24 protein-coding genes are annotated in these 24,918 nt (G+C 68.5%); 18 read left to right on the top strand and 6 right to left on the bottom strand.

The features are described 5' to 3' along the window. Nucleotides 1-2: 2 nt before the first annotated feature. From DEI88_RS05500 to DEI88_RS05460, 9 genes are all read left to right on the top strand, one after another. Nucleotides 3-1,094: a carbohydrate ABC transporter permease gene (locus DEI88_RS05500; protein WP_111071634.1), complete on the top strand. Its 1,092-nt coding sequence runs from the start codon at nt 3-5 to the stop codon at nt 1,092-1,094. Beyond that, the gene (locus DEI88_RS05495; RefSeq protein ID WP_111012740.1) at nt 1,094-1,915 is read left to right on the top strand and encodes a carbohydrate ABC transporter permease; all 822 of its coding nucleotides are present in this window, start codon (nt 1,094-1,096) and stop codon (nt 1,913-1,915) included. Before DEI88_RS05500 ends, DEI88_RS05495 begins: the two co-directional genes overlap by 1 nt. Before the next feature lie 523 nt (nt 1,916-2,438). Beyond that, complete coding sequence (locus DEI88_RS05490; protein ID WP_181441184.1) at nt 2,439-3,071, top strand: uracil-DNA glycosylase; 633 nt, start codon at nt 2,439-2,441, stop codon at nt 3,069-3,071. Between the two features lie 100 nt (nt 3,072-3,171). After that, nucleotides 3,172-5,262, top strand: a complete 2,091-nt coding sequence (locus DEI88_RS05485; protein WP_111071633.1) for a nuclease-related domain-containing DEAD/DEAH box helicase — start codon at nt 3,172-3,174, stop codon at nt 5,260-5,262. 93 nt (nt 5,263-5,355) lie between these two features. After that, complete coding sequence (locus tag DEI88_RS05480; protein WP_111026785.1) at nt 5,356-6,450, top strand: type I restriction endonuclease; 1,095 nt, start codon at nt 5,356-5,358, stop codon at nt 6,448-6,450. Between the two features lie 214 nt (nt 6,451-6,664). Continuing rightward, a complete protein-coding gene (locus tag DEI88_RS05475) occupies nt 6,665-7,264 on the top strand; it encodes an SHOCT domain-containing protein (protein WP_146246031.1) in 600 nt (199 codons plus the stop codon). A gap of 105 nt (nt 7,265-7,369) precedes the next feature. Beyond that, complete coding sequence (locus DEI88_RS05470) at nt 7,370-7,990, top strand: hypothetical protein (protein ID WP_502866977.1); 621 nt, start codon at nt 7,370-7,372, stop codon at nt 7,988-7,990. Next, nucleotides 7,980-9,230 (top strand): hypothetical protein, encoded by a 1,251-nt coding sequence (locus DEI88_RS05465; protein ID WP_111071630.1) that lies wholly within the window; start codon nt 7,980-7,982, stop codon nt 9,228-9,230. Before DEI88_RS05470 ends, DEI88_RS05465 begins: the two co-directional genes overlap by 11 nt. 1 nt (nt 9,231) lies before the next feature. Then, complete coding sequence (locus tag DEI88_RS05460) at nt 9,232-9,402, top strand: hypothetical protein (RefSeq protein WP_181441183.1); 171 nt, start codon at nt 9,232-9,234, stop codon at nt 9,400-9,402. A gap of 37 nt (nt 9,403-9,439) precedes the next feature. Here the strand turns inward: DEI88_RS05460 and DEI88_RS05455 are convergent, their stop codons facing one another. Both DEI88_RS05455 and DEI88_RS05450 read right to left on the bottom strand, forming a co-directional pair. After that, nucleotides 9,440-11,188, bottom strand: coding sequence for a DUF2075 domain-containing protein (locus DEI88_RS05455; protein WP_111071629.1), 1,749 nt, complete (start codon nt 11,186-11,188; stop codon nt 9,440-9,442). After that, nucleotides 11,175-11,495: a nucleotide pyrophosphohydrolase gene (locus DEI88_RS05450; RefSeq protein WP_111071628.1), complete on the bottom strand. Its 321-nt coding sequence runs from the start codon at nt 11,493-11,495 to the stop codon at nt 11,175-11,177. Before DEI88_RS05450 ends, DEI88_RS05455 begins: the two co-directional genes overlap by 14 nt. 146 nt (nt 11,496-11,641) lie before the next feature. Between DEI88_RS05450 and DEI88_RS05445 the strand changes: the two genes are divergently transcribed. Further along, nucleotides 11,642-12,259, top strand: a complete 618-nt coding sequence (locus DEI88_RS05445) for a hypothetical protein (RefSeq protein WP_111071627.1) — start codon at nt 11,642-11,644, stop codon at nt 12,257-12,259. Nucleotides 12,260-12,471: 212 nt separating this feature from the next. Further along, nucleotides 12,472-14,982, top strand: a complete 2,511-nt coding sequence (locus DEI88_RS05440) for a hypothetical protein (RefSeq protein WP_111071626.1) — start codon at nt 12,472-12,474, stop codon at nt 14,980-14,982. 223 nt (nt 14,983-15,205) lie between these two features. Here DEI88_RS05440 and DEI88_RS05435 read toward each other — a convergent pair whose 3' ends face one another. The 4 genes from DEI88_RS05435 to DEI88_RS05420 all read right to left on the bottom strand — a co-directional run bounded on the left by DEI88_RS05435 (nt 15,206) and on the right by DEI88_RS05420 (nt 16,669). Beyond that, complete coding sequence (locus DEI88_RS05435) at nt 15,206-15,754, bottom strand: hypothetical protein (RefSeq protein WP_111071625.1); 549 nt, start codon at nt 15,752-15,754, stop codon at nt 15,206-15,208. After that, complete coding sequence (locus DEI88_RS05430; RefSeq protein ID WP_146246030.1) at nt 15,751-16,023, bottom strand: hypothetical protein; 273 nt, start codon at nt 16,021-16,023, stop codon at nt 15,751-15,753. The genes DEI88_RS05435 and DEI88_RS05430 overlap by 4 nt, the downstream gene beginning before the upstream one ends. Nucleotides 16,024-16,127: 104 nt before the next feature. After that, on the bottom strand, nt 16,128-16,481 hold the full coding sequence (locus tag DEI88_RS05425; protein ID WP_111071623.1) for a hypothetical protein: 354 nt from the start codon (nt 16,479-16,481) through the stop codon (nt 16,128-16,130). Then, nucleotides 16,478-16,669, bottom strand: coding sequence for a hypothetical protein (locus DEI88_RS05420; protein WP_111008494.1), 192 nt, complete (start codon nt 16,667-16,669; stop codon nt 16,478-16,480). Before DEI88_RS05420 ends, DEI88_RS05425 begins: the two co-directional genes overlap by 4 nt. Before the next feature lie 152 nt (nt 16,670-16,821). On the opposite strand from DEI88_RS05420, the gene budC reads away from it, so the two are divergent. The 7 genes from budC to DEI88_RS05385 all read left to right on the top strand — a co-directional run bounded on the left by budC (nt 16,822) and on the right by DEI88_RS05385 (nt 24,911). Beyond that, complete coding sequence (gene budC / locus DEI88_RS05415; protein ID WP_111071622.1) at nt 16,822-17,589, top strand: meso-2,3-butanediol dehydrogenase; 768 nt, start codon at nt 16,822-16,824, stop codon at nt 17,587-17,589. A 380-nt stretch (nt 17,590-17,969) separates the two neighbouring features. After that, nucleotides 17,970-19,031, top strand: coding sequence for a LacI family DNA-binding transcriptional regulator (locus tag DEI88_RS05410; protein WP_111071621.1), 1,062 nt, complete (start codon nt 17,970-17,972; stop codon nt 19,029-19,031). Between the two features lie 101 nt (nt 19,032-19,132). Then, complete coding sequence (locus DEI88_RS05405; protein WP_111071620.1) at nt 19,133-20,770, top strand: FAD-dependent oxidoreductase; 1,638 nt, start codon at nt 19,133-19,135, stop codon at nt 20,768-20,770. Nucleotides 20,771-20,825: 55 nt separating this feature from the next. Next, nucleotides 20,826-22,703 (top strand): hydantoinase/oxoprolinase family protein, encoded by a 1,878-nt coding sequence (locus tag DEI88_RS05400; protein WP_220038126.1) that lies wholly within the window; start codon nt 20,826-20,828, stop codon nt 22,701-22,703. After that, the gene (locus tag DEI88_RS05395; RefSeq protein WP_220038125.1) at nt 22,676-22,966 is read left to right on the top strand and encodes a hypothetical protein; all 291 of its coding nucleotides are present in this window, start codon (nt 22,676-22,678) and stop codon (nt 22,964-22,966) included. The genes DEI88_RS05400 and DEI88_RS05395 overlap by 28 nt, the downstream gene beginning before the upstream one ends. Beyond that, nucleotides 22,963-23,607 carry a hypothetical protein gene (locus DEI88_RS05390; RefSeq protein ID WP_111071619.1) on the top strand — a complete coding sequence of 215 codons (645 nt, stop codon included), beginning with the start codon at nt 22,963-22,965 and terminating at the stop codon, nt 23,605-23,607. The genes DEI88_RS05395 and DEI88_RS05390 overlap by 4 nt, the downstream gene beginning before the upstream one ends. Nucleotides 23,608-23,609: 2 nt before the next feature. After that, nucleotides 23,610-24,911 carry a transporter gene (locus DEI88_RS05385; RefSeq protein ID WP_111071618.1) on the top strand — a complete coding sequence of 434 codons (1,302 nt, stop codon included), beginning with the start codon at nt 23,610-23,612 and terminating at the stop codon, nt 24,909-24,911. Nucleotides 24,912-24,918: the final 7 nt, after the last annotated feature.

Genomic DNA, 24,918 nt, shown 5'->3' with positions numbered 1-24,918 from the left:
CGATGGCCGACCGCAAATCGACCAACTACCAGGCCGCCGCCTGGGCCTTCCTCGGCCCAGGCGCGGCCGTGGTGGTCCTGGTCCTCTACCTCCCCGTCCTCTACACCGTCTACCTCAGCTTCACGTCGTACACGGGCCTCGGCAGCGCGTCGTTCGTCGGGCTCGCCAACTACGCCTCGATGTTCACGGACCCGGTGTTCACCACCGCGCTCCTCAACACACTGATCTGGGTCGGCGGCTCGCTGCTCATCCCCGTCGGGATCGGGCTCCTCGTCGCCTACCTGTCATTCGGCCTCAAGGGCGCCGCCTGGCTCCGCGTGCCGTTCCTCATCCCCTACGCCCTCTCCGGCGTCGCGGTCGGCATCCTGTTCAACTTCGTGCTGCAGAACGGCGGTGCGCTGTCCCAGGCACTCGCGTTCCTGCACCTGCCCGGCAGTGACATCCGCTGGCTCCAGGTGGCCCCGCTCAACACCGTGGTGATGATCCTCGCCGCGTCGTGGCAGGGCATCGGCGTCAACGCGCTGCTGTTCACCGTCGGCCTGCAGTCGATCCCCAAGGAGCCGCTCGAGGCCGCGCGCGTCGACGGCGCCTCCGGCTGGCGCATGTTCCGGTACATGATCTGGCCACTGCTCCGGCCCTCCACGACCATCGTGGTCGGCCTGTCGATCGTCAACAGCCTCAAGACGTTCGACATCGTCCAGGCCATGACGCAGGGCGGGCCGAACCGGGTGTCCGAGACCCTCGGCGTCACCATGTACCGCGACACGTTCTCGAACAGCCAGTACGGGCTCGGGTCGGCCGTCGCGATCTTCCTCAGCGTCATCACCGTCGCCGCGAGCGTCATCTACCTGCGGCGGCAGCTCGCCATCGGGGACTCCTCGGGTGACGGGGCGGCACGCGACGGGGCGGGCTCGGGTCGGGCCTCCCGGCGGGCGCGTGGTGGCGACGGCGGGACCGGCGCGTCCGGCGGCTCGGCCGGGAGGTCCGCCAGCGGTGCGTCCGATGCCTCGCCTCGTGAGACGGTCGGGGCCGCCAGCGGCTCCGGACGGTCCGACAGGTCCGGCGCCGCTCGATCAGAACGGAGGGCCGTCTGATGCGGTCGACCATGCCCCGCTACGTGATCCTCGGCGCCATGGGCCTGCTGTGGCTCGTGCCGATCTACCTGCTGTTCGCGAACGCGAGCAAGAGCTCCGCCTCGTACTCCGGAGACAACCTGTGGAGTGCCGGCTCGCCCGTCGGCCTGTGGGACAACGTCATCGCGGTGTTCCAGAACACCGACGTGCCCTCCGGCCTCGGGATCACCGCCGTGTACGCGATCGTCGCGCCGATCATCGCCGTCGCCCTGGGTGCCGCCGTGGCGTTCGCGGTCATCGTGCTCAAGGTCCGCCACGGGTTCTTCTGGTTCTTCGTCATCTTCTGCGGCACGGTGTTCCCGCTGCAGATGATGCTCATCCCCTGGTTCTCCGTCTACGCCGACATCGGCCTGTTCGACACCGCGCCCGGCTTGATCATCATCTACGCCGTCGTCGCGCTGCCGTTCTCGGCGTTCGTCATGCGGAACTTCTTCGTCGGCATCGCGCCGAGCGTGTTCGAGGCCGCGGTCGTCGACGGTGCCAGCGTCTGGCGGATCTTCACCCGCATCTACCTGCCGATGTCGCGCAGCGCCCTGGTCGTCGTGTTCATCCTGCAGGCCACGTGGGTGTGGAACGACTTCCTCATCGCGCTCATCCTGACCCAGAGCCCGTCGACCCGGCCCGTGATGCCCCTGCTCAACGCGCTGCAGTCCGTCGAGGGTGGCGGCCCCGGGTTCACGATCATCCTGACCGCGGCGCTCCTGGTGTCCCTGCCGACCGCGCTGCTGTTCGGGTTCGCGCAGCGGTTCTTCCAGCGGGGGTTGTCGTTGGGGCAGTACTGAGCGGAGTCACTTCGAAGGGCCGCGCCCGCGCTGCCGGAGCGGCCCTTCTGTGTGTGGTTGAGCTTCCCCACGCGCGACGTCACATCCTCGTACTGATATTCCATGTGCTCCGGTGTATCTTCATCCACACTCAGGGTCACTCGACGCGTGTCCCACGCTTCGGCTGCTGCTCGTACCGTCCCGCAGGGGGTCTGACGCATGGTCTTGGTCGAGGTCGGCGCGGCCATCATCGCCCTACTCGTGACGGTCCTTCCGGCGCGCGGCGTCATCGGTCGCAATCGGTAGCTGGGCATCCGAAACTCGACGACACGAGTGACACGAGAGTCGAGCGGGCATGGAGCCAGCATCCCGGGGTGAGTCCTTGCTACCGCCACTTGCTCCGCGGCCGGAAAGCCAATGCCCGCAAGCCACAGGGCAAACAAGGTCCCATCGGGGCGGCAAAAGCGCCTTCGCGGATGCCAGGAACGGTGTGGCCCATCGACGAAGCAGCCTGACAAGCATTCCTTCTCGTTACGCTCGCTCCATGTTCCTCGACGCGCCCCGCGGACTGCGTGATCCGGATGTCCTCGCGGACCGCAATGCGATGCTCGGCACCGCAAAAGAGACGCTGCCGCTCGAGGCGTGGGCCCGTGAGGTCGAGGAGCGCCGACGAGCGCTGCAGCCAGGGATCGTGATCCCTCACTTCGACCCGGCGGAATCAGGCGTGGCGGCCCGAGCGCTGCTGTTGCTCGAGGCACCAGGCCCGAAGACCGTTCCGGAGTGGGGCGGCAGCGGCTTCATTTCCGTGGACAACGACGACCCGACGGCACAGAACGTGTGGACCACCCGGAACGACGTCGGGCTTCACGACCACGCTCTCGCATGGAACATCGTGCCGTGGGTACTCGGCCGCGCTTCGGTCAAGCCGAGCAGCGCGGAGCTCGCGCAGGGCGCGGTCGAGCTCCGCGGACTTCTCAACGTGCTCCCGAACCTCCGCGTCATCGTCCTCGCCGGCCAGAAGGCACAACAGGCATGGGACGCGCACCTCGACCTGATCATCGGCGACCAGTACCGAGTGATCCGGACGGTGCATCCTGCCGGGCAGTCGTTCGCTCAACCCGGGGCGAAAGAGCGATTCGTCGCGGCGCTTCGGAAGACCGCCGAGCTCGTCGCGTAGCCCACCCCCGAACGGGTACTCCCACACAGGACGTCCGTCCCGTCAAACTGGTTTGCGGTCGGTACGAGTCTCATCAGCCGACAGATGAGGGGTCGGGGTCGTGATCGCAGGGGAATCCGCTGGCGTCGAAGCACAACGGCAGCTGCGGCGCGCTGCGGCGCTCGAGACTGCCGCCGGGGTCGCGCGGGCGACCGCTAGGCGGTTCGCCATCGCCCATCGGACGGAGGAGGAGACCGCACGTCTCCTTGCCCCGCTGGGCGCGATTGGCTATCACCTGTTGGCCGACCGACGCTGGCCCGGAAGCCGGCACGCCCAGGTCGACATGGTCGTCGTCGGACCGGGTGGCGTGTTCATCGTCGACACGAAAGCCTGGAGTGAAACCGCGATCAGCGACGGGCGCATGTTCCGCGGCCAGGAGGATGTGACCGACGACATCGCGCGCCTCGCGGACCTGAGATACGGGGCGGAGGCGGTCCTCGCCGAAGTCGGCCTCGCGCCGAACGAGGTCCACGCGGTCGTCGCGCTTGCCGGTCGTAAGGGCATTCGCGCCGAGGTCGCGTCGGTCGACGTCCGGGGTGCCCTCGATCTCATCGCGCACATCACCGCGTACCAACGGCGGTTACCGGGCCCCCAGGTGGATGCGGTCCTGCTCGCGTGTATGCGGCACTTCGCCCCGATGGACGGGGCGCTCGATGAGGACATCCCCGACCTCACCGTGCCGACACCGGTGCTACCGAGGACCCCGCTCGACCTCTCGGGCGTCGAGCACCGTGCTGCCGAGGAGCTTGAGGCAGACCTGGTCACCGGCATGTTGGACGCGCCGATCGAGGCGTGGATGGCCACGCTCGACCCATCACAGGCGAAGCTCGTGCGCCGCAACTTCAACGGCCCGTCTCGAATACGCGGCGCTGCTGGCACCGGCAAGACCGTGGTCGGTCTCCACCGGGCTGCCTACCTGGCTCGCAGCACTGGCCAACGAGTCCTCGTCGCCACGTACATCCGAACGCTGCCGGCGGTACTCGGCAGCCTGCTCACGCGGCTTGCACCTGATGTGAAGGACCGCGTCGACTTCAGCGGTATCCACCAGTTCGCGATCAAAGTCCTCAAGGACCGCGCCATCCCCGCCCGCCTCGACGGCGTGGAGGCGAGGCGAGCCTTGTACGAGGCATGGAACGGAGTCGACGCCGACAGCCCCCTCCGATCCAAGCGGTTCTCGTTCGCGTACTGGGAGGACGAGATCGGCTCCGTGATCAAGGGACGCGGACTCACGCGGTTCGAGGAGTACGCGGAACTGGCTCGGGTTGGCCGCAAGCACCCGCTGACGCTCGATCAGCGGCAAGCGGTGTGGGACCTGTACTCGGCCTATGACGAAAGCCTCCGCCGCCGCGGCGTCGTCGACTACGCAGACGTCATCCTGCTCGCACGCGATTCGCTCCGAGCCGACCCTCTACGTGACTACGAGGCCGTCATCGTCGACGAGGCGCAGGACCTGTCGTGTGCCATGGTCGCGATGCTGCACGCGCTCGTCGGGAACCGGCCGGACGGGCTCACCCTCATCGGTGACGGCCAGCAGACCATCTACCCCGGCGGGTACACGCTCGGCGAGATCGGAATCAGTGTCGCGGGGCGTGGCGTCGTGCTCGATGTCAATCACCGCAACACGGCAGAGATCCTGGCGTTCGCCAAGGACCTCGTCGCCGGCGACGACTACGTCGACATCGAAGGTGTCGACGGGTCCGGAGACGCCGTGTCCGCGGTCACCAAGACCGGGCCCGCGCCCGTCATCCGACGGTTCCCGTCCTGGGCGGAGCACGACGACGCTATCGTCCCGCGTGTTCGCGAGGTACTCCGCCTCGTCGACACCAGTCTCGGCGACATCGGCATCCTCACCAGGACGAACACCGACGCCGACCGGGTGATGACCGCGCTCGCGGAGGCAGGCATTGCGAGTGTGTCGTTGAAGAAGTACAACGGCATCCCCGTCGCCGCCGTGAAAGTCGGAACGATCAAGCGCGCGAAGGGCCTCGAGTTCAAGCAGGTCCTGCTCCCCCGCGTCCGGACCTCGCTGCTCGACGAACGCCCGAAGGCCGACGCCCGTGAATCGGACCGAGAACGACACGCGCTCGATCGCCGGGAGCTGTACGTCGGAATGACACGAGCCCGGGACGGGCTCTGGGTCGGTGTGCACTGAGGGTGCTCGGCCGACCCGCGAACCTCTCGAAGGACGCACTAGTCATGGAGCACGAGTTGCTCCACAATACGAACACCCGAGGAAAGGCTCACAGTGGAATTTGAAGAACGTCTGGCAGCTCTCGCGACGAAGGTCCAGAATCAACGTCAGGCCATCGAGACCGAAGAGGCGACGAAGAACGCGTTCGTGATGCCGTTCATCTCGACGATCCTCGGGTACGACGTGTTCAATCCCCTCGAGGTGGTACCGGAGTTCACCGCCGACGTCGGCGTGAAGCGCGGCGAGAAGGTCGACTACGCGATCATGCGGGACAGCGAAGTCCAGATCCTAATCGAGTGCAAGAAGTCGACCGAGCCGCTGAAGATCGAGCACGCCTCTCAGTTGTTCCGGTACTTCTCCGTCACCAACGCCCGGATCGCCATCCTCACCAACGGTGAGGTCTACAACTTCTACACGGACCTCGACGCTCCGAACAAGATGGACGACAAGCCGTTCCTCGTGCTCGACCTCGGCGACATCGACGAGACGTTGCTCCCGGAGCTGCAGAAGCTCACCAAGGAGAGCTTTGATCTCGACTCGATCATCAGTGCCGCCGAAGAGCTGAAGTACGTAGGCTCCCTGAAGCGCGCGCTGGCCGCACAACTCCGCGAGCCATCCGACGATTTCATCAAGTTCTTGACCACCCGCGTCTACGACGGTATGTACACGCAGAAGGTGCGCGAGCAGTTCACCACCCTGGTCTCGAAGGCCATCAAGCAGTTTCTGAACGAACAGGTGAACGACCGCCTGAAGACTGCCCTCGGCAGCTCCTTCGCCGCACCCCATTTCGAAGCGTCCGTCGAGAGCGTTCAAAGCCAAGCCATCGCTGAGGAGAACCTCGAGCAGCCCTCTGACGTCGTCACGACCCAGGAGGAGCTCGAGGGTTACCAGATCGTCAAGGCGATCGCCTGCAGCGAGGTCAAGCCCTACCGCGTCACACACCGCGATCAGAAGTCGTACTTTGCCGTGCTGCTCGACAACAACAACCGCAAGCCGGTCGCGCGGCTCTGGTTCAACGGCAAGAAGCAGAAGTACCTCGGCTTGTTCGACCAGGAGAAGAACGAGACGCGTCACCCGATCGACGCACTCGAGGACATCTACGAGCACGCTGACGCAATCCGCGAGACGGTTCGCACCTTCGCTGGCTGAAGCGGACCGGGGCTGCTTCCGCGCCCCGTCCGCAACGGCTCCAGCACATGACGGTGGCTCATGCCACGATGAGCAAGCAGGCCGAGCGACGACCCGAACCGCCCCTCCGCTCGCCCCGCGCACCCGAACAAAGAAGGAACGAGCAATGACCGGCCTGTCCGACTTCAAGGTCGACATCGTCGTGGTGCACCCGTCCGCACCAGACGAGCCGCTGATGGCCGTCCTGCTCGACACACCTGCTTGGGCGTCGCGCTCGACGGTCGCCGACCGCGATGCCCTGCCGCTCGAGGTACTCGAGAACCTCATGCACTGGCCGAGCGTGCAGCGGGTGTGGATGCCGCATTGGTTGGCGTCGCAGGAGGCCGTGGTGTCGTCCATCTTCGAAACGCTGGAGTCCGCGCACCCCGCACGTCGTGCGTCCGCCGCCTCGTTTGCGTCGGCCGCTGAGTTCGTGGACGCCGTCCTCGACGGCACGTCGGACGCCGCAGACTTCGGCATCGGTGCACCGGCGTTACCGGTCATCACCGAGCCTGACGGCGAGCCGATCAACCGAGAGGCCGAATCCTCTCCCGTCGACGTAGCTCCCGTCGCCGTCATGGCCGGTCCGGCGACGAGTGCGGTTCTGACTTCGTCAGTACCGGCTGTGCAGGCGGCGGAGACTGCACCAACGCCGGTCCCTGCCGCGGCACCTTCCTCGTTGTCCCAGGACGAGGTGTTCGCGGCACTCACCAAGCTGGCCGACCTGGCGAAGGCTGGCATCCTGACTGAGGAGGAGTTCGCGCCGAAGAAGGCGGAGCTCCTCGCCCGACTGTGATGCAAGAGACGTCCGCCATGCACACGGGCCGTTGTCCAAGCGGACGTTGCCGTCCGACGATCGTGGGTTCGCCAACATCGTGCAACGGGGCCGGCGGTGAGCCCCATGCCGGTCGGTGACACGGAACGACGGATCGAGCAGCTGGCGGCAGCGGACGGACTGCGGTTCGAACGCAACGTCGTCCCGGCGATCACCCAACGAGGGCACCTGGACCTCCGCGATGTCGCGCCTGAGACGGTCTCGCTTCTCCGTGGTATCTACCTCGACCTCGGTGGGAACGAAGACGAGCTCGCAGCCAAGCGTCCGACACCCCTGCGCGGAGACTTCCTCCACGTTGCGACCCGGACGGTCGTCGAGATCGATGAGTTACAGCACTTCACAACGGCGCGGCGCCGAACGCTCGTGGCGTACCCGCCGCAACTGTCGCTCGGATTCGACCTCAACGAGTACCTCCAACTGTGTGACGAGTGGTCGAGTCGAGCCGATCGCCAATATGCGCACCGCCCGGCCGTTGGTTTCGGCCCCGGCGGCCGCCAGCGGCAGCGCGCTTACAACGATGCACTGCGGGACATTGCCCTCCCGGCGCTGGGATACGCACCCGTCGTGCGGATTGCTACGCCCGACCGAGATGGCGAGACTGCGTACGCCCGCGTCCGTGCCGAACTGCTTTCCCGAACAACCACCCGAACACCTCTCCATCCCGAGGAGCAGAACGATGAACGATGAAGTAGAGCTGATCAACGACGGCACCGGCCTGGCCGTAATCGGGGATCCGGCAGCGGTGGAGCGCTTCCTGTCCAGCACCGGTCTTCCCTCCCGTGAGCTTGACCTCCACAGACTCCGCCGGCAGTCATCCGGCGCCACGAGCGCCCTCGCGCAGGCCGCTGCGGACGGTGTCGCCCAGTCCGGCCGCTGGGTGAAGCTGACGAAAGAATCGGCAGAGGCCGCGAAGAACCTGCCGCTGATGAAGGGCTCAAAACCCGGCGTCGGTCGCGCGATCGTGACGGAGAACGGGAAGATCAAAAGCATTCTCGAGATCGCGAAGGGTCCCGGCGCGCTCGCGGCAAATCCAGCCCTGCTTGCTGGCGCCGCCGGCATCATGGCGCAGGTCGCCATGCAGCAGGCAATGGACGAGGTGACGGACTACCTCGCGAAGATCGATGAAAAGGTCGACGACATCCTTCGGGCGCAGAAGGACGCAGTGTTCGCCGACATGATCGGCGTCGACCTCGCTCTCACCGATGCGCTCCGGGTCCGCGAGAACATGGGTCGCGTCCCGGACACGACGTGGCAGAAGGTGCAGCACACGTCCGTCATGCTTGACACCGTCCAGGCGTACGCGCTCCGGCAGCTCGACGCGGTTGCAGAGAAGCTCGAGGGCAAGTCGAAGATGGGCGATCTCGCAGCCGCTTCCGAGGCGGCCAAGGCGTCAGTCGGAGACTGGTTGGCGGTCGTCGCACGTTGCTTCCAATTGCAGGACGCCCACTCCGTGCTCGAACTCGATCGAGTGCTCGAAGCAACCCCTGGCGAGATCGACGACCACCGGACCGCGCTGGCCCTCACACGCGAAGCACGTCGCGACCTGATCAAGACGAGCACGACGAAGATCCTGAGCCGCATGGACGACGCCGCCGAGCGGGCCAACTCGAATGTGCTGCTCCACCCGTTGAATGCGCACGTCGTGGTCGATTCCAGGAATCAGATGGCAAGCGGCGTCACCCAGTTCCACGGCCATCTGGGCATCGAGAGCGCCGGGCAGGCTCTGGAGTCAAAGCGGTGGTCGGCCGCGGCGCTCGAAATCAGAGACAAGGCCATCGACGCGGGTGAGAGCGGCATCGACGGTGCGAAGCGCCTCGGAGATGCGGCAGTCACCAAGGCGCGGTCCGCAGCCGGAGAGGCGGCGCTCGCGTTCGCGGAGCGGATCATGCCGCGCAGCGGGTCGAAGAAGGCGGACGACGAGTCCTAGCGTGCGGCGTGGCCCCCGCTTATTTCAGCGATCGTGCCAGGGACACGTCCGCCTGTTCGACACCGCGACCGGCCTGATCATCATCCACGCCGTCGTCGCCCTGCCGTTCTCGGCGTTCGTCATGCGGAACTTCTTCGTCGGCATCAGGATGACCCCAGGATCTTCACTTTGAAGGGTCGATGAAAGCGAAAAGCGACACCACCGGCGAGTCACGCACCTCGGCGAGGCGAGGCCCCGGATTCAGCCCAAGCATAGTCGCGAAACCTCTGACGGAGCGCGCGATCGGCGATCCACAGGTAAGTGCCGCGGATACCACGAGTCAGCAGCACCGCGTAGATGTTCGACACGAAGCGCAACAGATCCTCGTCGGAGTACGTCATCCCCAGCCGTGGATTGTTCTCCATGCCCTTCTTGTCAAAGTAGCTCGAACGATCGAATATGATACGCCCGGCGTGCTCGTCGTAGCGGAGGTCCGGTCCGATGATAACGCCAGCGTAGTTCAGGTCGTACCCCTGAACAGTGTGAATCGAGCCCACTTGGTCGACGGCGCCTGCCGAATGTATCCAGTCCGTTTGCGTCTGGTTCCAGCGAAGCCGGCGCCCGTCTTCCTCGATGTCGTAGGCGGACGGATCCCTCCTGCTCTTCCACGGCCACGCATATCCCGCAACCAGTCGCGACAAACCGTACTGCTCGTCTCGCACCCGGATGGCGTCGTGCATCTCGCCAAGGTCGTCGAACATGCGGAACTCGTAGTCCGCGAACATCTGCGGAGCGGGACTCTCGTCACGCATGATGGCCCGGACGTACTCCACATAGTCCTCGCCCGCGCGAACTCGCATCTGGGAGAGCAGACGGTAGTACCGGTGATGCTCACGCGCTTCGGCGATCACGTTCACCTGCAGCTCGTTCGGGAGGTCCGCCGGCCGCACGCTCTGCTCGGAGTCGATGAGGAGGATCTGATTCGTGCTCTTCCGGCGGATCCAGTCGAGCTGCGTCCAGTGGTCGGCGTCGCTCCCGAAAAGTGCCGCGTTGATCTCGCCGAAGCTCTTGTTCTGCGGGCCCGACGCCTGGTTCGCCCGCTGATTCAGGCGGTGCGCCTCGTCGACGATCAACAGGTCAAAGTCTTCGCTGCTCTTCCCGACATCGAACGGCGTGAGCACCATCGACGGGTGGAGCCCCGGCGTCTTGGCGAAGACCCTCCGGAGAGAAGCGCGCAACGCCTGCTGCGGCACGACCAGGCCCATGCGGAAGCCCTGCAGCAATTCGTGGTTGTCAGCCACGAAGAAGTCGCTGAACAGGGAATCGCCGTCCAATTCGTCGATGTCGATGCCCCGCGCGATGTCACTGAGCAGCTTCATCAGGTAAACCGCGACGACGGTCTTCCCAGTGCCGGGCGCACCCTGGATCACGATCATGTCGCCAGTATCGCTCTCCAGGTCCTCGAACAAGCCCTCCAATATGTCTTCGATGGCGACAGCTTGATCCTGATTCAGAGCCTTGAACGGCGAGAGCTTGAACAGTTCGCTGTTCTCGATCTCCGCGACGTTGCGGGTGAAGAGCTTCTGCTCGCGGAGCGCTTCGAAGATCGCGTCGAACTTCTCGCGATATCTGGCGCGGGCGTAGTAGTCCGCGTCGACGATGCCCTCATTGCGGTTGAGCACCGCGTACTTGCCCTCACCCGCGAAGAGTCCAATCAATCGAGACTCGAGGTCGAGACAGACGGACTTGTTGAACGTGTCATCGAGCACCACGCGCACGGCGCCGAGAGAGCCGCGTTCCTCGGACTCGAGGTGCTGGCGCATACGCGCCGCCGCGTTGCGAGTCTCGCCCACGTACACACGCTTGCCATCGTCGAGAACGTAGACGACGGGCCAGTTCGTGAACCGAGGATCGAGCTCGCGCCACGCCTGGATATGCGCAGCGCCGAACGGCAGGCGCTCGATGCTAAAGCCGGTCATACTTCGTGCTCCGGCCCTTCGCTCGGTCGACCGGGTACTTCTGCCGGGTCTCTTCGAGCTTCGTCCTGACGATCGCCTTCGGATCCAGCCCCAGTCGGTCCGCGAGCATCAGACAATAGGTCAACACGTCCGCGAGTTCCCCACGCACGTTCTCGAGCGGCGCATCGTCGCTCCACTGATAACACTCGAGGAGCTCCCCGGCCTCGATCGAGACGCTCTTCGCGAGGTTGCTCGCACTGTGGAATTGGCTCCAATCGCGTTCGGATACGAAGGCTCGTAACTCGCCCATCAGTCCGTCGTCCGGCATGCACGAACGCTAACAGCCAGAAGGCGCGTCATGAGGCTCAGGAGAGGCCTCAGAACAACCTCCCGCCCCGCGGGGCGCTCGGCGAGGTCCGATCCCGGCAGCGTGTCGTCGCTCGAAGGAGAGCACGGTCACGGGAAGCTTCCTGGGTGAACATTGGCGCTTGGACGACCGTCGTCACGGCGATCGGCACCGCACTGACGCCGATCCTGGTCGCGGTGCTCGGTATCGTCATAACCAAGCGGCAGTCGCGGAACTCCGAGCTGCTCAGGCTTCGCGTCGACTACTACCGGCAGTTGGTTCCGAATCTGAATCGGCTGATGTGCTACGTCACGTTCATCGGAAGCTGGCGTGACGATGCGCCACCCGACATCGTGGCGCTCAAGCGGCACCTGGACAGCGACTTCTACTGTGCATCCCCCTTGTTCTCGCGAGCAGTGTCTGCCGCCTACGAGAACTTGATGTCGCGGAGCTTCAGTACCTTCGGCGCCTGGGGTTCAGACGCGAAGATCATCAGCAGCTCGTACAGACGAAGTCAGGCCTGGTGTCGACAGGACATCGGTTGGCAGCCGGGATGGGAGCAGCACTTCACCCTCGCTCCGCACGACCACATCGGCATCGACGTCCTCGAGGGGTACCGGAAGGCGTACGACGAGTTGTTGGCACGGCTGGTCGATGACCTCCGTATCAGTCGCACTCGTCAGAACTACACCACTGCGAGAGTCTCCCTGAATGCCACCTCGCCGAGGCCGCGAGCGATCGACTGACGCACGAACGGCAGCTCGGGTTCCGAACTCCTTGCGCTCGCCTAGAGCTACACACGACAACCACGGCGAGGTGCGCCCTGGCGCCGCGGCTGAGCGCTCTGCCAGGATGACCCCGAGCACCAGAGCCGAGGGGGATTCACATGAGCTACGGCACTCTGAGAGACGCAACGGCGCCGAGACCCGCTCGACGCATCAGCAGGGCACTCGCAACGATGTCCGCGGCTCACTGGGTCCGCGCGGCCCTCGTCGGCGTCGGCGGTTTCATCGCCGCGTACGCCATCGGCATCCTGACGATGCTCCTCGCCGCCCTCCTCGCGCCGCACACCGAGACCACGACCGGCTCGGGCACCGCGAACCTCTCCGACACCCTGACGAGCATCAGCGACATCGCCGCGACCCCGGTCCAGCTGATCCTGCTGGCCGACCTCGGCCGCCTCGGGATCAGCGGCCAGGGCGCACTCATCGTCCAGTTCGCCGGCTCGATCGCGATCGGGTTCGTGCCCCTCTTCATCGCCGCGGCGCAGATCATCGCGATCGTCGTGCTGAGCCGCCGGATCACGCGACCGCGCTCGCTGACGCAGCACGTCGCGATGTCGCTGCTGTCAGGCGTCGTGCTGGCGGTCCTGACGCTGGTGGCCGGGTTGGTCCTCCCGGTCCGGATCCCCGGCGGGAGCGGCGCGGCGGTCAGCACCATCAGCGGGCTCGGTGCTGGCGCGGTCCTCGTGGCGTTCCTCGTCGGGGCGATCGCGAGCTTCCTCGCGCGGGCGATCGTCGTGGCGACGCTGAGCAGCACCCTCGCCGCGTGGTTCGGCGTCGTGCGCGTCGTCATGACGCAGTTCGCCGCGCTCACCGCGCTGGTGACGGTCGCCCTCATCGTGGTGGCCGCCGTCGAGCAGAACACCGCAGCTCCGGTGCTCCCCCTGGTGATCGGGAACGTGGCCGTCGTGGTCGTGGCGCTCGGGCTGCTCGGCGGTGCCGGCGTCTCGGACTCGGTGGGTCGCCTGCTGTCGCTGGGCGGCTCCGACACGAGCACGCCGCACACCCTCACCGTGTTCTCGGGCACGGGCTGGCTGTGGCTCGCGGTCCTCGCCGCGGTCGTGAGCGTGTTCCTGGGCGGGCTCGGACTCGCCGTGCGACGTTCGGCGGCCGCACGGCCGGTCCTCGACTGGGCGCTGACACCGGCCGCGTACCTGCTGGTTGGCCTCCTCACGATGGTCCTCGGCACGGTCGTCGCGCACGCCGCGCTCTCCGCCGCGTCGATCAACGCGGACACCACGGCATCGGCAGGCGTCACCCCGTGGACGCCGGTGGTGTTCGTGCTGTGGGGCGGCGTCGCCGAGGTCGTCGCGCGTTTCGTCGCACCGCGGGTCCTCCCCCGCGTCAGCCCGTCGGTCCTCGCTGTGGCCTCCCGTGTGCTCGGGAACGACCAGCCGGTGTTCGCCCAGGTCCGGCCGCGGCGCGCGCCCGTGGCGCCGGCCTCGGCATCACACGCCTGGCCGGTTCAGGACGCCGGAGCGACACTGCCGGGAGGCCCGGATCGCGCGGACCTGGACGGCTGGGGCGACGTCGTGGGGCCGGCACCGACCTCCCGGGCGGACGCGGTGACGGACGACCGGACGGCGGCGACAGCGCCAGCCGGTCCTGTCACCGCAGCGAGCGCGACGGGAGGCGCGGCATCGGCGGCTCCGTCCCTCTACGGCCCCGCCGACGGGTCGACCTGGGCAGATCGGGCCCGTCCGCCCCTGACGCCGCGGGCACGGCGCGTCCTCGTCACCGCCCTGATCGGCGGTGGTGCGTTGATCGTCGTGGTCGTCGCCGGTGCGATCACCCTGTCCACGTTGCGGGCGTCGGTGTGGGGTCCGGGTCCGGTCGCGCGGCAGTTCATGCAGGCGCTCAGCGACGGCGACGCTCGGGCAGCGGGTGACCTATCATCGGTCCACGGGATCGGCTCGGGACTCCTGACCGACGCGGTCCTGTCGAAAGCGACCGATCGGCCGTCCGACGTGCGGATCGGCACCACCACGGTGGTGGGCGACAAGGCCACGACGGTGGTGCACTACCGGCAGGGTGGCAGGGCTGAGGTGGCGACCGTGGCCCTTCGGCGCACCGGCACGACCTGGCTCGTGAAGGACTCGTGGCAGGTCACGAACGCACCGCTCGGCGAGACGATCGTCACGGTGACCGGGACCTTGAGCGGGCAGCCGATCACCGTGAACGGCGTCCGTGTCGGATCGGCGGGGTCGGACGGCACAAAGACGTTCGCGGCCTTCCCCGGCACCTACCGGGTCGGCGTGGCGTCGACCAAGTACTTCACGGCGACGTCGCGGCGCCTGACGGTACGGGCGGCCGCCGTCGGTGACGCAGAACTCACCGCGAAGCCGACCAGCGCGCTGAAGACGGATGCGGTGAAGGCCGTCCAGTCCGTCGTCGCCAAGTGCGCGGCCACGACGACCGCATCCGTGCCCGAGTACTGCCCGTTTGCCTACGACGTGTGGGACGACCAGGCAACGGGCGTCAGCTTCCGGATCACGAAGCAGCCGACCTACACGCTGCATGTGTACGGGGACGACGACCTCGAGGTGTCGAGCGACGAGGGCGAGGTCCACGTCGCGTTCAACGACCCGTTCCTCGGGCCGACGGCGGACGACGATTCGTTCCAGGTCGACTACCGCGTCCGGGTGCACGGCGACAGCGTGAGCGTCGACACGTCGGACAGCTACTGAGGCGTGGCGACCGGTCCAGCCCAGAGCGCTCATGCCGACGACAAGTGCGCATGCGCCCGCATGTCCACTTGTCGTCGGTGTGAGCACGAGGGGCACGGGTGGCATCACGTTGGCGCCGAGCCACGGCGTGCAATAGATCGATCAGGTCGTCAGCGGACAGCCGCTCGGTGCGCAGTCACCGGGAGCCCTCCGCGACCCCCGTTACGCGCTCGGCCTTGAGGCCTCAGCGGAAGTCGTGCGGATCGCCGTCGGCGCACTGAGAGTCGACGTAGAGCAAGAGCCGTCGGTCGCCGGCCGTGTACGACAACCAGGGCGCGTCAGCCTTGCGGACCGTCCCGTCGTAGATCGTGCCAGCGGCGCCCTCCCCGCGATCCACGCTCACCCGCGCCGTGTATCCCTTGCGTTGCCAATGCTGCGCCACCGCTCGAGAGAAGTCAGCCGGCGCTGTCGGGTCGTCGACCGTGACCATGAAGGTGAACTGCACGCCCTGAACTCCGTGCGAGGAGCACTCGTTGACCGCAGGGCGCGGCAATCCGGGCCAGTTCTGCTCGCTCAACCGCATCGCCTCTCGGAGGGTTCTGATCGCCTCGGCTCTGACCGCTTGGGGACGTGCCATCGCCGGTTCCGGGGCACCCCGGGCACAGCCCACGAGCGCGACGAGCGAGAGTCCGACCACGATGCCGACGAGCGAGGTTGCGCGCTGGACCTGTGTGCACCGCCCCGCGAGGGCGCGGATGCTGCTCGGATCGCCGGCGAGCGGGTCGGCGGTCATCGAGCCGCCTTCGCCAGGTGGCCGTCCGCTGCGACCATCGACTGCGCGGTGTCCCCGACGAAGGTCGCGAGCGAGGTCGCGCTCGTCTCGAGCCAACGCACCATCTCGCGGTGCGCGGCGACGGTCCGAGCGAAGGCGTCCTCGACGTCCGCGGCGCCGAAGGCACCACCGGGAAGCGCTCGGCCCTCGTCGCGAAAGTCCTCCGCCGCCTGCCGAGCCAACCGAGCGACGTGCTCCATCGCGCTGACGTCGATCCGTAGGTCCCCCATGGAACTCCCCCCCACCCCGAGTGACCGACGCAGAATATCAGTTTCGACGCATAGACGGAACGGGTCTCACGGACGCTGACTCACGGATCAACCACCCACACGCGCTACCAGACCACCGTCTCCGGCTCCCCGCCGCCGTTCAGCCGCTCGTAGTCCGCGAGCACGGCCCTCCGCACGTCCTCGCCCCGCGCCATCGCCTGGAGGTGCGAGATGATCCATCGCCCTCCTGGCTCCTCGAGGAACCGAATCCAGTTCGCGAGGACGTAATCGGCGGTGAAGATGCCCCCGTGGGTCTCCTTGGCGTCGGACTGCGCGAACGCCACCGCTCGGGCGTCGAAGGCGATCCAGACCTCGCACTCGAGCACGATCTCGCCGAGGCGGTGTTCGGCGTGCGCGGCCGCGACGATGTCGTCACGGCGCCACCTCGCGACCTTCGAGAACAGCGCTGGCGCTCTCATCCGCGGGGCTCTGCACGTGGGACGTGGGCACGCACATCATCGGCCTGTGCGTCGTCGAGGACCCAGCGCTCGTGCTTCGGGTGCTCCGGGTACCGCTGTCGCAGGTACCTGCGAACGACCGCGCCTGGACGCGTCTCGTCCCGGTACCCGAGCTCCACCGCGAGCTCGCGGGGCGTCGATGTCGTCACGCCTCGGATCCTATTCGGGCGCTCGACGGTCCGGACCCGCGTCCTCGGCGGCGGTGTCGACGGACTGCAACCGCGCCTCCCGGCTGAGTGCCGCCGACCGCGGCAGTGGGTCAATGGAGGCACCGCACCCGTCAGCGATGAGAGGAACCGCCATGCCCAATCGATTCGAGAACAAGGTCGCGATCGTCACCGGAGCGGGCTCCGGGATCGGCGCGGCGACGGCCCGCGCGTTCGTTGGCGAGGGTGCCCGCGTGGTGGCCGTGGACTCGGTCGGCGAGAAGATCGCGGAGACCGCCGCGGGCCTCCCGGACGGTGCCGTGACGACGATCACCGGCGATGTCGCGCAGCCAGCGACGATGGAGGAGGCGGTGCGCACCGCCGTCGACACCTACGGCCGCCTCGACGTGCTGGTGAACAACGCGGGGACGTTCACCTCGGGCGACATCACCGAGATCGAGCCGGAGGATTGGCGCCGCGTCATCGAGACCGACCTGTCCGCCGTGTTCTACGGCACGCGCGCGGCGCTCCCCCACCTGCGCGAGACGAAGGGGTCGATCGTGAACACCTCGAGTGTGTCGGGCATGAGCGGCGACTGGCGCATGAGCCCCTACAACGCTGCGAAGGGCGGCGTGAGCAACTTCACGCGGGCGGCTGCCCTCGACAACGGGGAGCACGGGGTGCGCGTCAACGCGGTGGCGCCCGGGCTCATCTGGACGGACATGACGCAGCAGCAGGCGCAGAACGAGGACCTCAAGCAGGCGTTCGCCGAGCGGATCGCCCTGGGCCGTGGGGGTCAGCCCGAGGAGGTCGCCGCCGCGATCCTGTTCCTGGCGAGCGACGAGGCGTCGTTCATCACCGGGGCGATCCTGCCCGTGGACGGCGGGACGACCGCGAGCAACGGGCAGCCGCCGCAGGCGTAGCGCCGCCGCAACTGCGCGCGCCGACGACAACTGCGCCGTCGCCTGGCCGCGCACTTGTCGTCGGCGCGCGCAATCACCGCCGATCAGCGACGCCCCCGCCCGCCGCGACCTGCAGCTGACGACGAACCACGTCGGCGAGTGCGTCGAGCTGCCGGTGAAGCCGGACGAAGCGCTCGACGGCTCCAGCGGCAGCGGCAGCGACTGCAACTGCGACTGCGACTGCGACCGCGACTGCGACTGCGACTGCGACTGCGACTGCGACTGAAGAAAAACCGACCCGCGCGACTTTTTCTGCTGCTCATACGTATGAGCACCCAAGCCTCGCTACGGTCATACGCATGACCTCGACGACGAGGCCGTGAACAGGAGCACCGGAGCCCATGACCGCCAGCACAGCGCGCATCACGCAGCGGATGATCGCCGACATCGCGGGTGTCAGCCAGTCCACGGTGTCGCTCGTCCTGAACGGCAAGGCGGACGAGACACGGCGCATCCCGGCGGCCACGCGGGACCGCGTGCTCGAGGTCATCCGCGAGACGACCTACGTCGCCAATCCCGTCGCACGGAGCCTCGCGGGCGCGACGAACGGGCTCATCGGCGTGTTCACCTACGAGCCGGCGTTCCCGAACCGGTCGTCGGACTTCTACACGCCCCTCCTCACCGGCATCGAGAGCGCGGCCGAGGGCGTCGGCGCCGACCTCCTCGTGTTCACGAGCACACCCGTAGTCGACGGTCATCGCCGCCTGTTCCACGAGTCGAACCGGCTCCGCCTGGCGGACGGCTGCATCCTCCTCGGCCGCGAGATGGACCCGGACGAGCTCGAGCGGCTCCTCGACACCGCCTACCCGTTCGTCGCGATCGGCCGTCGTGACGCCGCCGGAGGACGGGTCCCGTACGTCGGTGTCGATTACGTGAGCGCCACACGGTCCCTGGCGGACATGGCCGTCGGACTCGGCCACACACGGTTCGGCCTGCTGCGCCTCCCCCTGACGGCCGAGTCGAGCCGCGACCGCCGGGAGGGGCTCGTCGCGGGCCTGACCGGACACGGTGACCTCGCCGAGGCCGAGATGACCACGGGAACGACGGTCACCGACGCGTGGGATGCGATCCGGCCCTCCCGGCCGACCGTCCTGTTCATCGAGGACCCCGTGGACGCCCAGCTGCTCCACGAGCACCTCAGCGCATCCGGCATCCGAGTACCCGAGGACCTGTCGATCGTCGTGCTCGGCGAGCACAACCGTCCACGCGAGCGGGCGGTCGACCACACCCGCCTCAGCGCGCCGCGAACGGAACTCGGCGCCCGGGCCGTCGCGGCGCTCACGGCCCGTCTGGAGGCCCTGCACACGACCGACACGGACAGTGCCGCCGACGCGGATCCGGTCCAGGAACTCCTCCCCTGCACGATCGTGGCCGGCGCGACCCTCGCCGCACCGCCGGGCTGATCCCGGCAGCACCACCACCACACCGCTCGCCGCCCCCGCGGGGCCGCGCAGCGCCAGGCCAGACGACACGGACCGCCGGTCCGACCGACCCCAGGAGCACCATGCCCAGCACCAGCACCCACGAAACCGACGTCGTCATCATCGGCGGCGGTCTCGGGGGCGTCGCGGCCGCGATCGCCGTCTGCCGAACCGGTCGCCGCGCGATCCTCACCGAAGAGACCGACTGGCTCGGCGGGCAGCTCACGAGCCAAGCGGTCCCGCCGGACGAGCACCCGTGGGTCGAGCAGTTCGGGGTCACCCGGAGCTACCGCGCACTCCGCGACGGGATCCGCGAGCACTACCGCCGCGTCTACCCGTTGCGGGCCGAGGCCGCGGCGCTGCCGGACCTCAACCCCGGCGCGGGCCGGGTCAGCAAGCTCTGCCACGAGCCTCGCGTCGCGGTCGCCGTGATCGACGAACTCCTCCAGCCCTACCGGAGCGCAGGGCTCCTGACCGTCCTGCTCGAGCACCGGCCCGTCGCGGCGACCACCGACGGCGACCGGTGCACGGACGTCACGGTCGCGGCCTCCGACGGCACGCGCACGGTGCTCCGGGGCGCGTTCGTGCTCGACGCGACCGAGACCGGTGATCTCCTGCCGCTGGCCGACGTCGAACACGTGGTGGGCGCGGAGGCGCGGAGCGAGCACGACGAACCCCACGCCCCCGAGACGGCCGACCCGGGCAACCAGCAGGGCATCACGTTCTGCTTCGCGGTGTCGCACCACGAGGGCGAGGACCACACCGTCGAGCGCCCCGCGATGTACGACTTCTGGCGCTCCTACCAGCCCGACTTCTGGCCGGCCCCGCTGATCGGGTTCCTCGCGCCCGACCCGCGGACGCTCGAGGCGCATCCGCGGACGTTCGAGCCGAACCCGGACGCGGACCCGCTCGCCGTCAGCGCCGACCAGAGCGCCGACGCGGGCGACAAGGAACTGTGGGGGTTCCGGCGGATCCTCGCCCGGAAGCTGTTCACCGACGGCGCGTTCGACTCGGACATCTGCCTGGTCAACTGGCCGCTCAACGACTACTGGCTCCAGCCGCTCATCGGAACGGGTGAGGATCCGGACGCGGACGCCGCAACCAGCGAGCGGGCCCTGTACGAGGCGCGACAGCTGTCCCTGTCGGTCCTGTACTGGCTCCAGACCGAGGCACCACGGTCCGACGGTGGCACCGGGTTCCCCGGGCTCCGGCTCCGCGGTGACGTCACCGGGTCCGCCGACGGGCTGGCCAAGGCGCCGTACATCCGCGAGTCCCGGCGTATCCGGGCCGTGACGACGATCGTCGAACAGGACGTCGCCGCCGACGTCGTCGGGGTGACCGGACGGACCCGCTACCGCGACTCGGTCGGGGTCGGCAGCTACCGTCTCGACCTGCACCCGTCGACCGGGGGTGACAACTACGTCGACGTCCCGAGCGTCCCCTTCGAGATCCCCCTCGGCGCGCTCGTGCCCCGCCGTGTCCGCAACGTGCTCCCCGCCGGCAAGGACATCGGCACGACCCACATCACGAACGGGTGCTACCGGCTCCACCCGGTCGAGTGGAACGTCGGCGAGGTCGCCGGCGCGCTCGCGGTGCACTGCATCGAGCACGACCTCGACCCGCAGCACGTCCAGGCGGATGACGACCGGTTCGCGGCGTTCGCCCGCGAGCTCGACCGCGCCGGCGTCGAACGCCACTGGCCCGAGGTCCAGGGCTACTGAACTCCCCGGACGCGCGCCGCGTGTCCGGTCACACCAGCAGGAAGGTCACGACGACGTGAAACCCAACGCCCTCCGCATCGGCATCGACGTCGGTGGCACGTTCACCGACGCGGTCGCCATCGACGCGACGACGCTCGCGCTCATCGGGCAGTCCAAGGTCCCGACGAGCCACGACCACCCCGACGGCGTCGCGCACGGCATCGTCACCGCGCTCCACGAGCTGCTCCGGACCATCGGGCGCTCGGCATCGGACGTCGTGTTCCTCGCGCACGGCACGACCCAGGCCACGAACGCACTCCTCGAGGGCGACGTCGCGCCGGTCGGGCTCATCGGCATCGGTTCCGGTCCGTCAGCGTTCTTCGCCAAGCGCCTGCGTCGGCTCGGGCGCATCGAGATCGCCGACGGCAAGCGGCTCCCGATCGAGTACGAGCACGTGGCACGGGCGACCGACGAGCGCGCCGTCGGTGCCGCGCTCGACCGGTTCGCCGCAGCCGGGATCCGGTCCGTGGTCGTGACCGAGCCGTTCTCCGTCGACGACCCGATCGGCGAGGAGCACGTCGCCGCGATCGCCCGAGCCCGGGGGTTCCTCGTCACGGCGACGCACGACATCACCTCGCTCTACGGCCTGAGCAAGCGGACCCGGACCGCGGTGCTCAACGCCGTCATCCTGCCGCGCATGTTCGCGACCGCCGACCTCGTGCAGACGAGCATCGACGCCGCGGGGATCACGGCACCACTCATGGTCATGCGGTGCGACGGTGGGGTGATGTCGCTCGACGAGATGCGACGACGACCGCTGCTCACCGTGCTGTCCGGGCCGGCCGCGGGGGTCGCTGGTGCGCTCATGCAAGAGAAGCTGAGCGACGGCATCTTCCTCGAGACCGGCGGTACCTCCACCGACATCTCGGTGATCCGACGCGGCAAGGTCGCGGTGCAGTACACCGAGTTCGGCGGCAGTTCCACCTACCTGTCGGCCCTCGACGTCCGCACCGTCGGGGTCGGTGGCGGCTCGATGGTCCGCATCCAGCCGGGAGGAACGGCACGGGTCACCAGCGTCGGCCCTCGCAGCGCGCACATCGCTGGCCTCCCCTACGCCTGCTTCGCCAGCCCCGATGACCTGCGCGACGCCCGGCTCACGACGATCGCACCGCTCGACGGCGACGCCGCGGACCACGTCGTGCTCGACGCCGCGGGCGGACGCTTCGCCATCACGATGACCTGCGCGGCGAACGCGCTCGGCCTGGTCCCGGAGACCGACTACGCCCACGCGTCGACCGAGGTCGCGCGCGCAGCGCTCGCGCCGCTCGCCGCAGCGCTCGGCACGGACGCCGACACCGCTGCCCGAGCCGTGCTCGACGCCGGGGTCGCGCCGGTGCTCGAGGTCGTGGACCGGATGATCGACGACTACCGGCTCCCGAAGGACAGCGTCACGCTCGTCGGCGGTGGCGGAGGTGCCGCGTCGGTCACCCCGCACGCGGGCGCCCGTGCGGGATCGGACTGGCGGATCGCGCAGCACAGCGAGGTGATCAGCCCCATCGGCGTCGCACTCGCGCTCATCCGCGAGCAGGTCGAGCGGGTGATCCCCGGCGCGACGGACGACCAGATCCTCGCCGTCCGACGCGAGGCCGAGCAGGCCGTGATCGCGCAGGGCGCCGCCCCGTCCGAGGTGTCGGTCGACGTGACCGTCGACCCGCAGTCGAACACGGTCCGGGCCATCGCGACGGGCGCCACCGAGCTCCGCACGCAGGACCGGACCGCACGCCGCACCGACGACGACCTGCGCCGCATCGCCGCCACGAGCCTCGGCGTGCCCGCCGCAGACCTGCAGGTCCCGCGCAGACGGACGCACACGTCGTGTTCGGGGCACCACCACGGCAACGGTTCCTGCGCAAGCCCGTCCGACCCGTGCGGGTGCTCGACCGCGACGGCGTGATCCGCCTCGCGTCGGCCGATGCCCAGGTCGAACAGAGCACCGTCGGCGCCGGCGGCGAGGCACTCCCCCGGCTCATCGCGGAGCACACCGCCTACGGGGACGGCGGCTCGCGTGCCCCCGCGCTCCAGCTGCTCGTCGGTCCGCGGATCGCCGATCTGTCCGGCGTGCTCGACGAATCGCAGCTCGTGTCCCTCGCCCGTACCGAGGTCGAAGGCCAGGACCGGGCGGATTCGCTCGTCGCCGTGCTCGAGGTGCGCTCGTGAGCACCGTGCAGGGCGCGCTCACCGCGGCGGACCGCGAACGCCTCCGTGCGCTCGCCGGTGTCGACGACCCGGCACTCGGCGCCCGACTCCTCGCGTCCGTGCCGACGAACGAGTCGCGGTCCTCGGCGGACCTCCTGCGGTTCGCGGCGAGGGCCGACGCTTTCGGCCGGGACCTCGCCGACGGCACGGCCATCGACGTGGCCACGGTCGAGGTCGTCGAGCGTTCCGGCGGGCTCCCGGCGGGTGGACTCCTCGCCCGGTACGGCTCACGTGGTCACCGTGTCGAGCTGTTCAGCGACACCATCGGGTTCTGCGAGGACTTGGTCGACGAGCTCGGCTGGCGTGCGCTGTTCCCGACGGGCAGTGTCCGGGCGGCCGCGGTCGCCCACGAGCACGCACACCACCTCGTCGTCGCCGACCGCTCCCGGGCGCTCCGGACCGCGCTCGACCACCCGGTGTCCCGGATCGGCCGCCTCCGGCGACTCGGCTTCGTGGCGGGCACGGACGAGGTCGCGGCGCACGCGTTCGCGGCACGCACTCTCCGTCTGGAGCGCTCGCCGCTCCTCCTCACCGCGGCCGCGACGGCCGCACTCGACGTGCGCAACGGTGCGCGCGCCTCCCGGACCTCCAAGGAGAACTGACCATGGGCATCGTCATCATCATCGTCATGGCGATCGGGGTCGCCCTGATCCTCAGCGGCAAGATCCCCACGGCGTTCGCACTCGTGCTGCTCGCCGTCGCCATCGCGCTGCTCGGCGGAGCGCCGTTCGTCGGCGCCGAGAACAGCGTCCTGACGACCGTGATCCAGACGGGGGCGGTCACGCTCGCATCGACGATGATCGCGATCCTGCTCGGGTCATGGCTCGGGTCGCTCATGCGCGACACCGCCATCGCCTCGACGCTCGTGCGGAAGACGGTCGAGTTCGCCGGGGACCGGCCGGTCGTCGTCGCCCTCGGTGTCCTGCTCATCTCGGCGCTCTGCGGAGCGGTCACCGGCTCTGCCCCGGCGGCCCTGCTCGCCGGTGTCATCGGCATCCCCGCGATGGTCGCCGTCGGCGTGCCGAAGGTCACCGCCGCCGGCACGATCCTCATCGGCATCGGGGCGGGTGCTCCGTTCGAACTCCCCGTCTGGCAGTTCTTCTCGACCGCTCTGCACCTGTCGGTCCCGCAGGTCCGGTCGTTCATGCTGTTGCTGTTCCCGTTCGCCGCGGCGGCCGCCATCGTGTTCGTGATCGTCGAGACCCGCCGCCGCGGCACCGTCCACCAGTGGTCACTGGCGTCGATGGCGGAACGGGACGCCGCTGACGCCGACACCCGGAGCCGCCGCGAGCGCCTCGGCGACGCCCCGTGGTTCGCGCTGCTCACCCCGCTCGTGCCGATCGTGCTCGCGCTCGTGCTGCAGGTCCCGATCATCCCGTCGCTCCTGGCGGGCGTGCTCTTCGCCGTCGTGACCACCACACCTCCGCGACTCTGGGCGAGCCGGATGCTCCGCTCGTTGTACGACGCGTTCCACGTGGCCGCACCGCCGATCGCGCTGTTCATCGCCATCGGCATGCTGCTCGCCGCGGTCGGGCTCCCCGGATCCGTCGCAGCGCTCAAGCCGATCGTCGAGGCGGTCGCGCCCACGAACGTGTGGCTCTACGTCATCGTGTTCTCGGTGCTCGTGCCGCTGTGCCTCTATCGCGGCCCGCTCAACATCTTCGGCCTCGGCGCCGGGATCGCTGGCGCGATGACCGCGATCGGGTTCTACTCGCCGATGGCGGTCCTCGGCCTGATGACCAGCTACAACCAGGTGTTCGGTGTCGCCGACCCGACGAGCACCCAGACCGTCTGGGCCGCGCAGTACTCGGGGGTGACGCCGCAGCAGGTCATGGTGCGGGTGCTGCCCTACGTCTGGGTGGTCGCGATCGCCGGGATCGTCATGTCCGCGATCCGGTTCCTCTGACGCGGAC

Origin of the sequence: Curtobacterium sp. MCBD17_003 (assembly GCF_003234885.2) — a bacterium.
GTDB lineage: Bacteria > Actinomycetota > Actinomycetes > Actinomycetales > Microbacteriaceae > Curtobacterium.
Note: the sequence above shows the minus strand (reverse complement) of the source record. Positions and strands in the feature narration are given on the sequence as shown.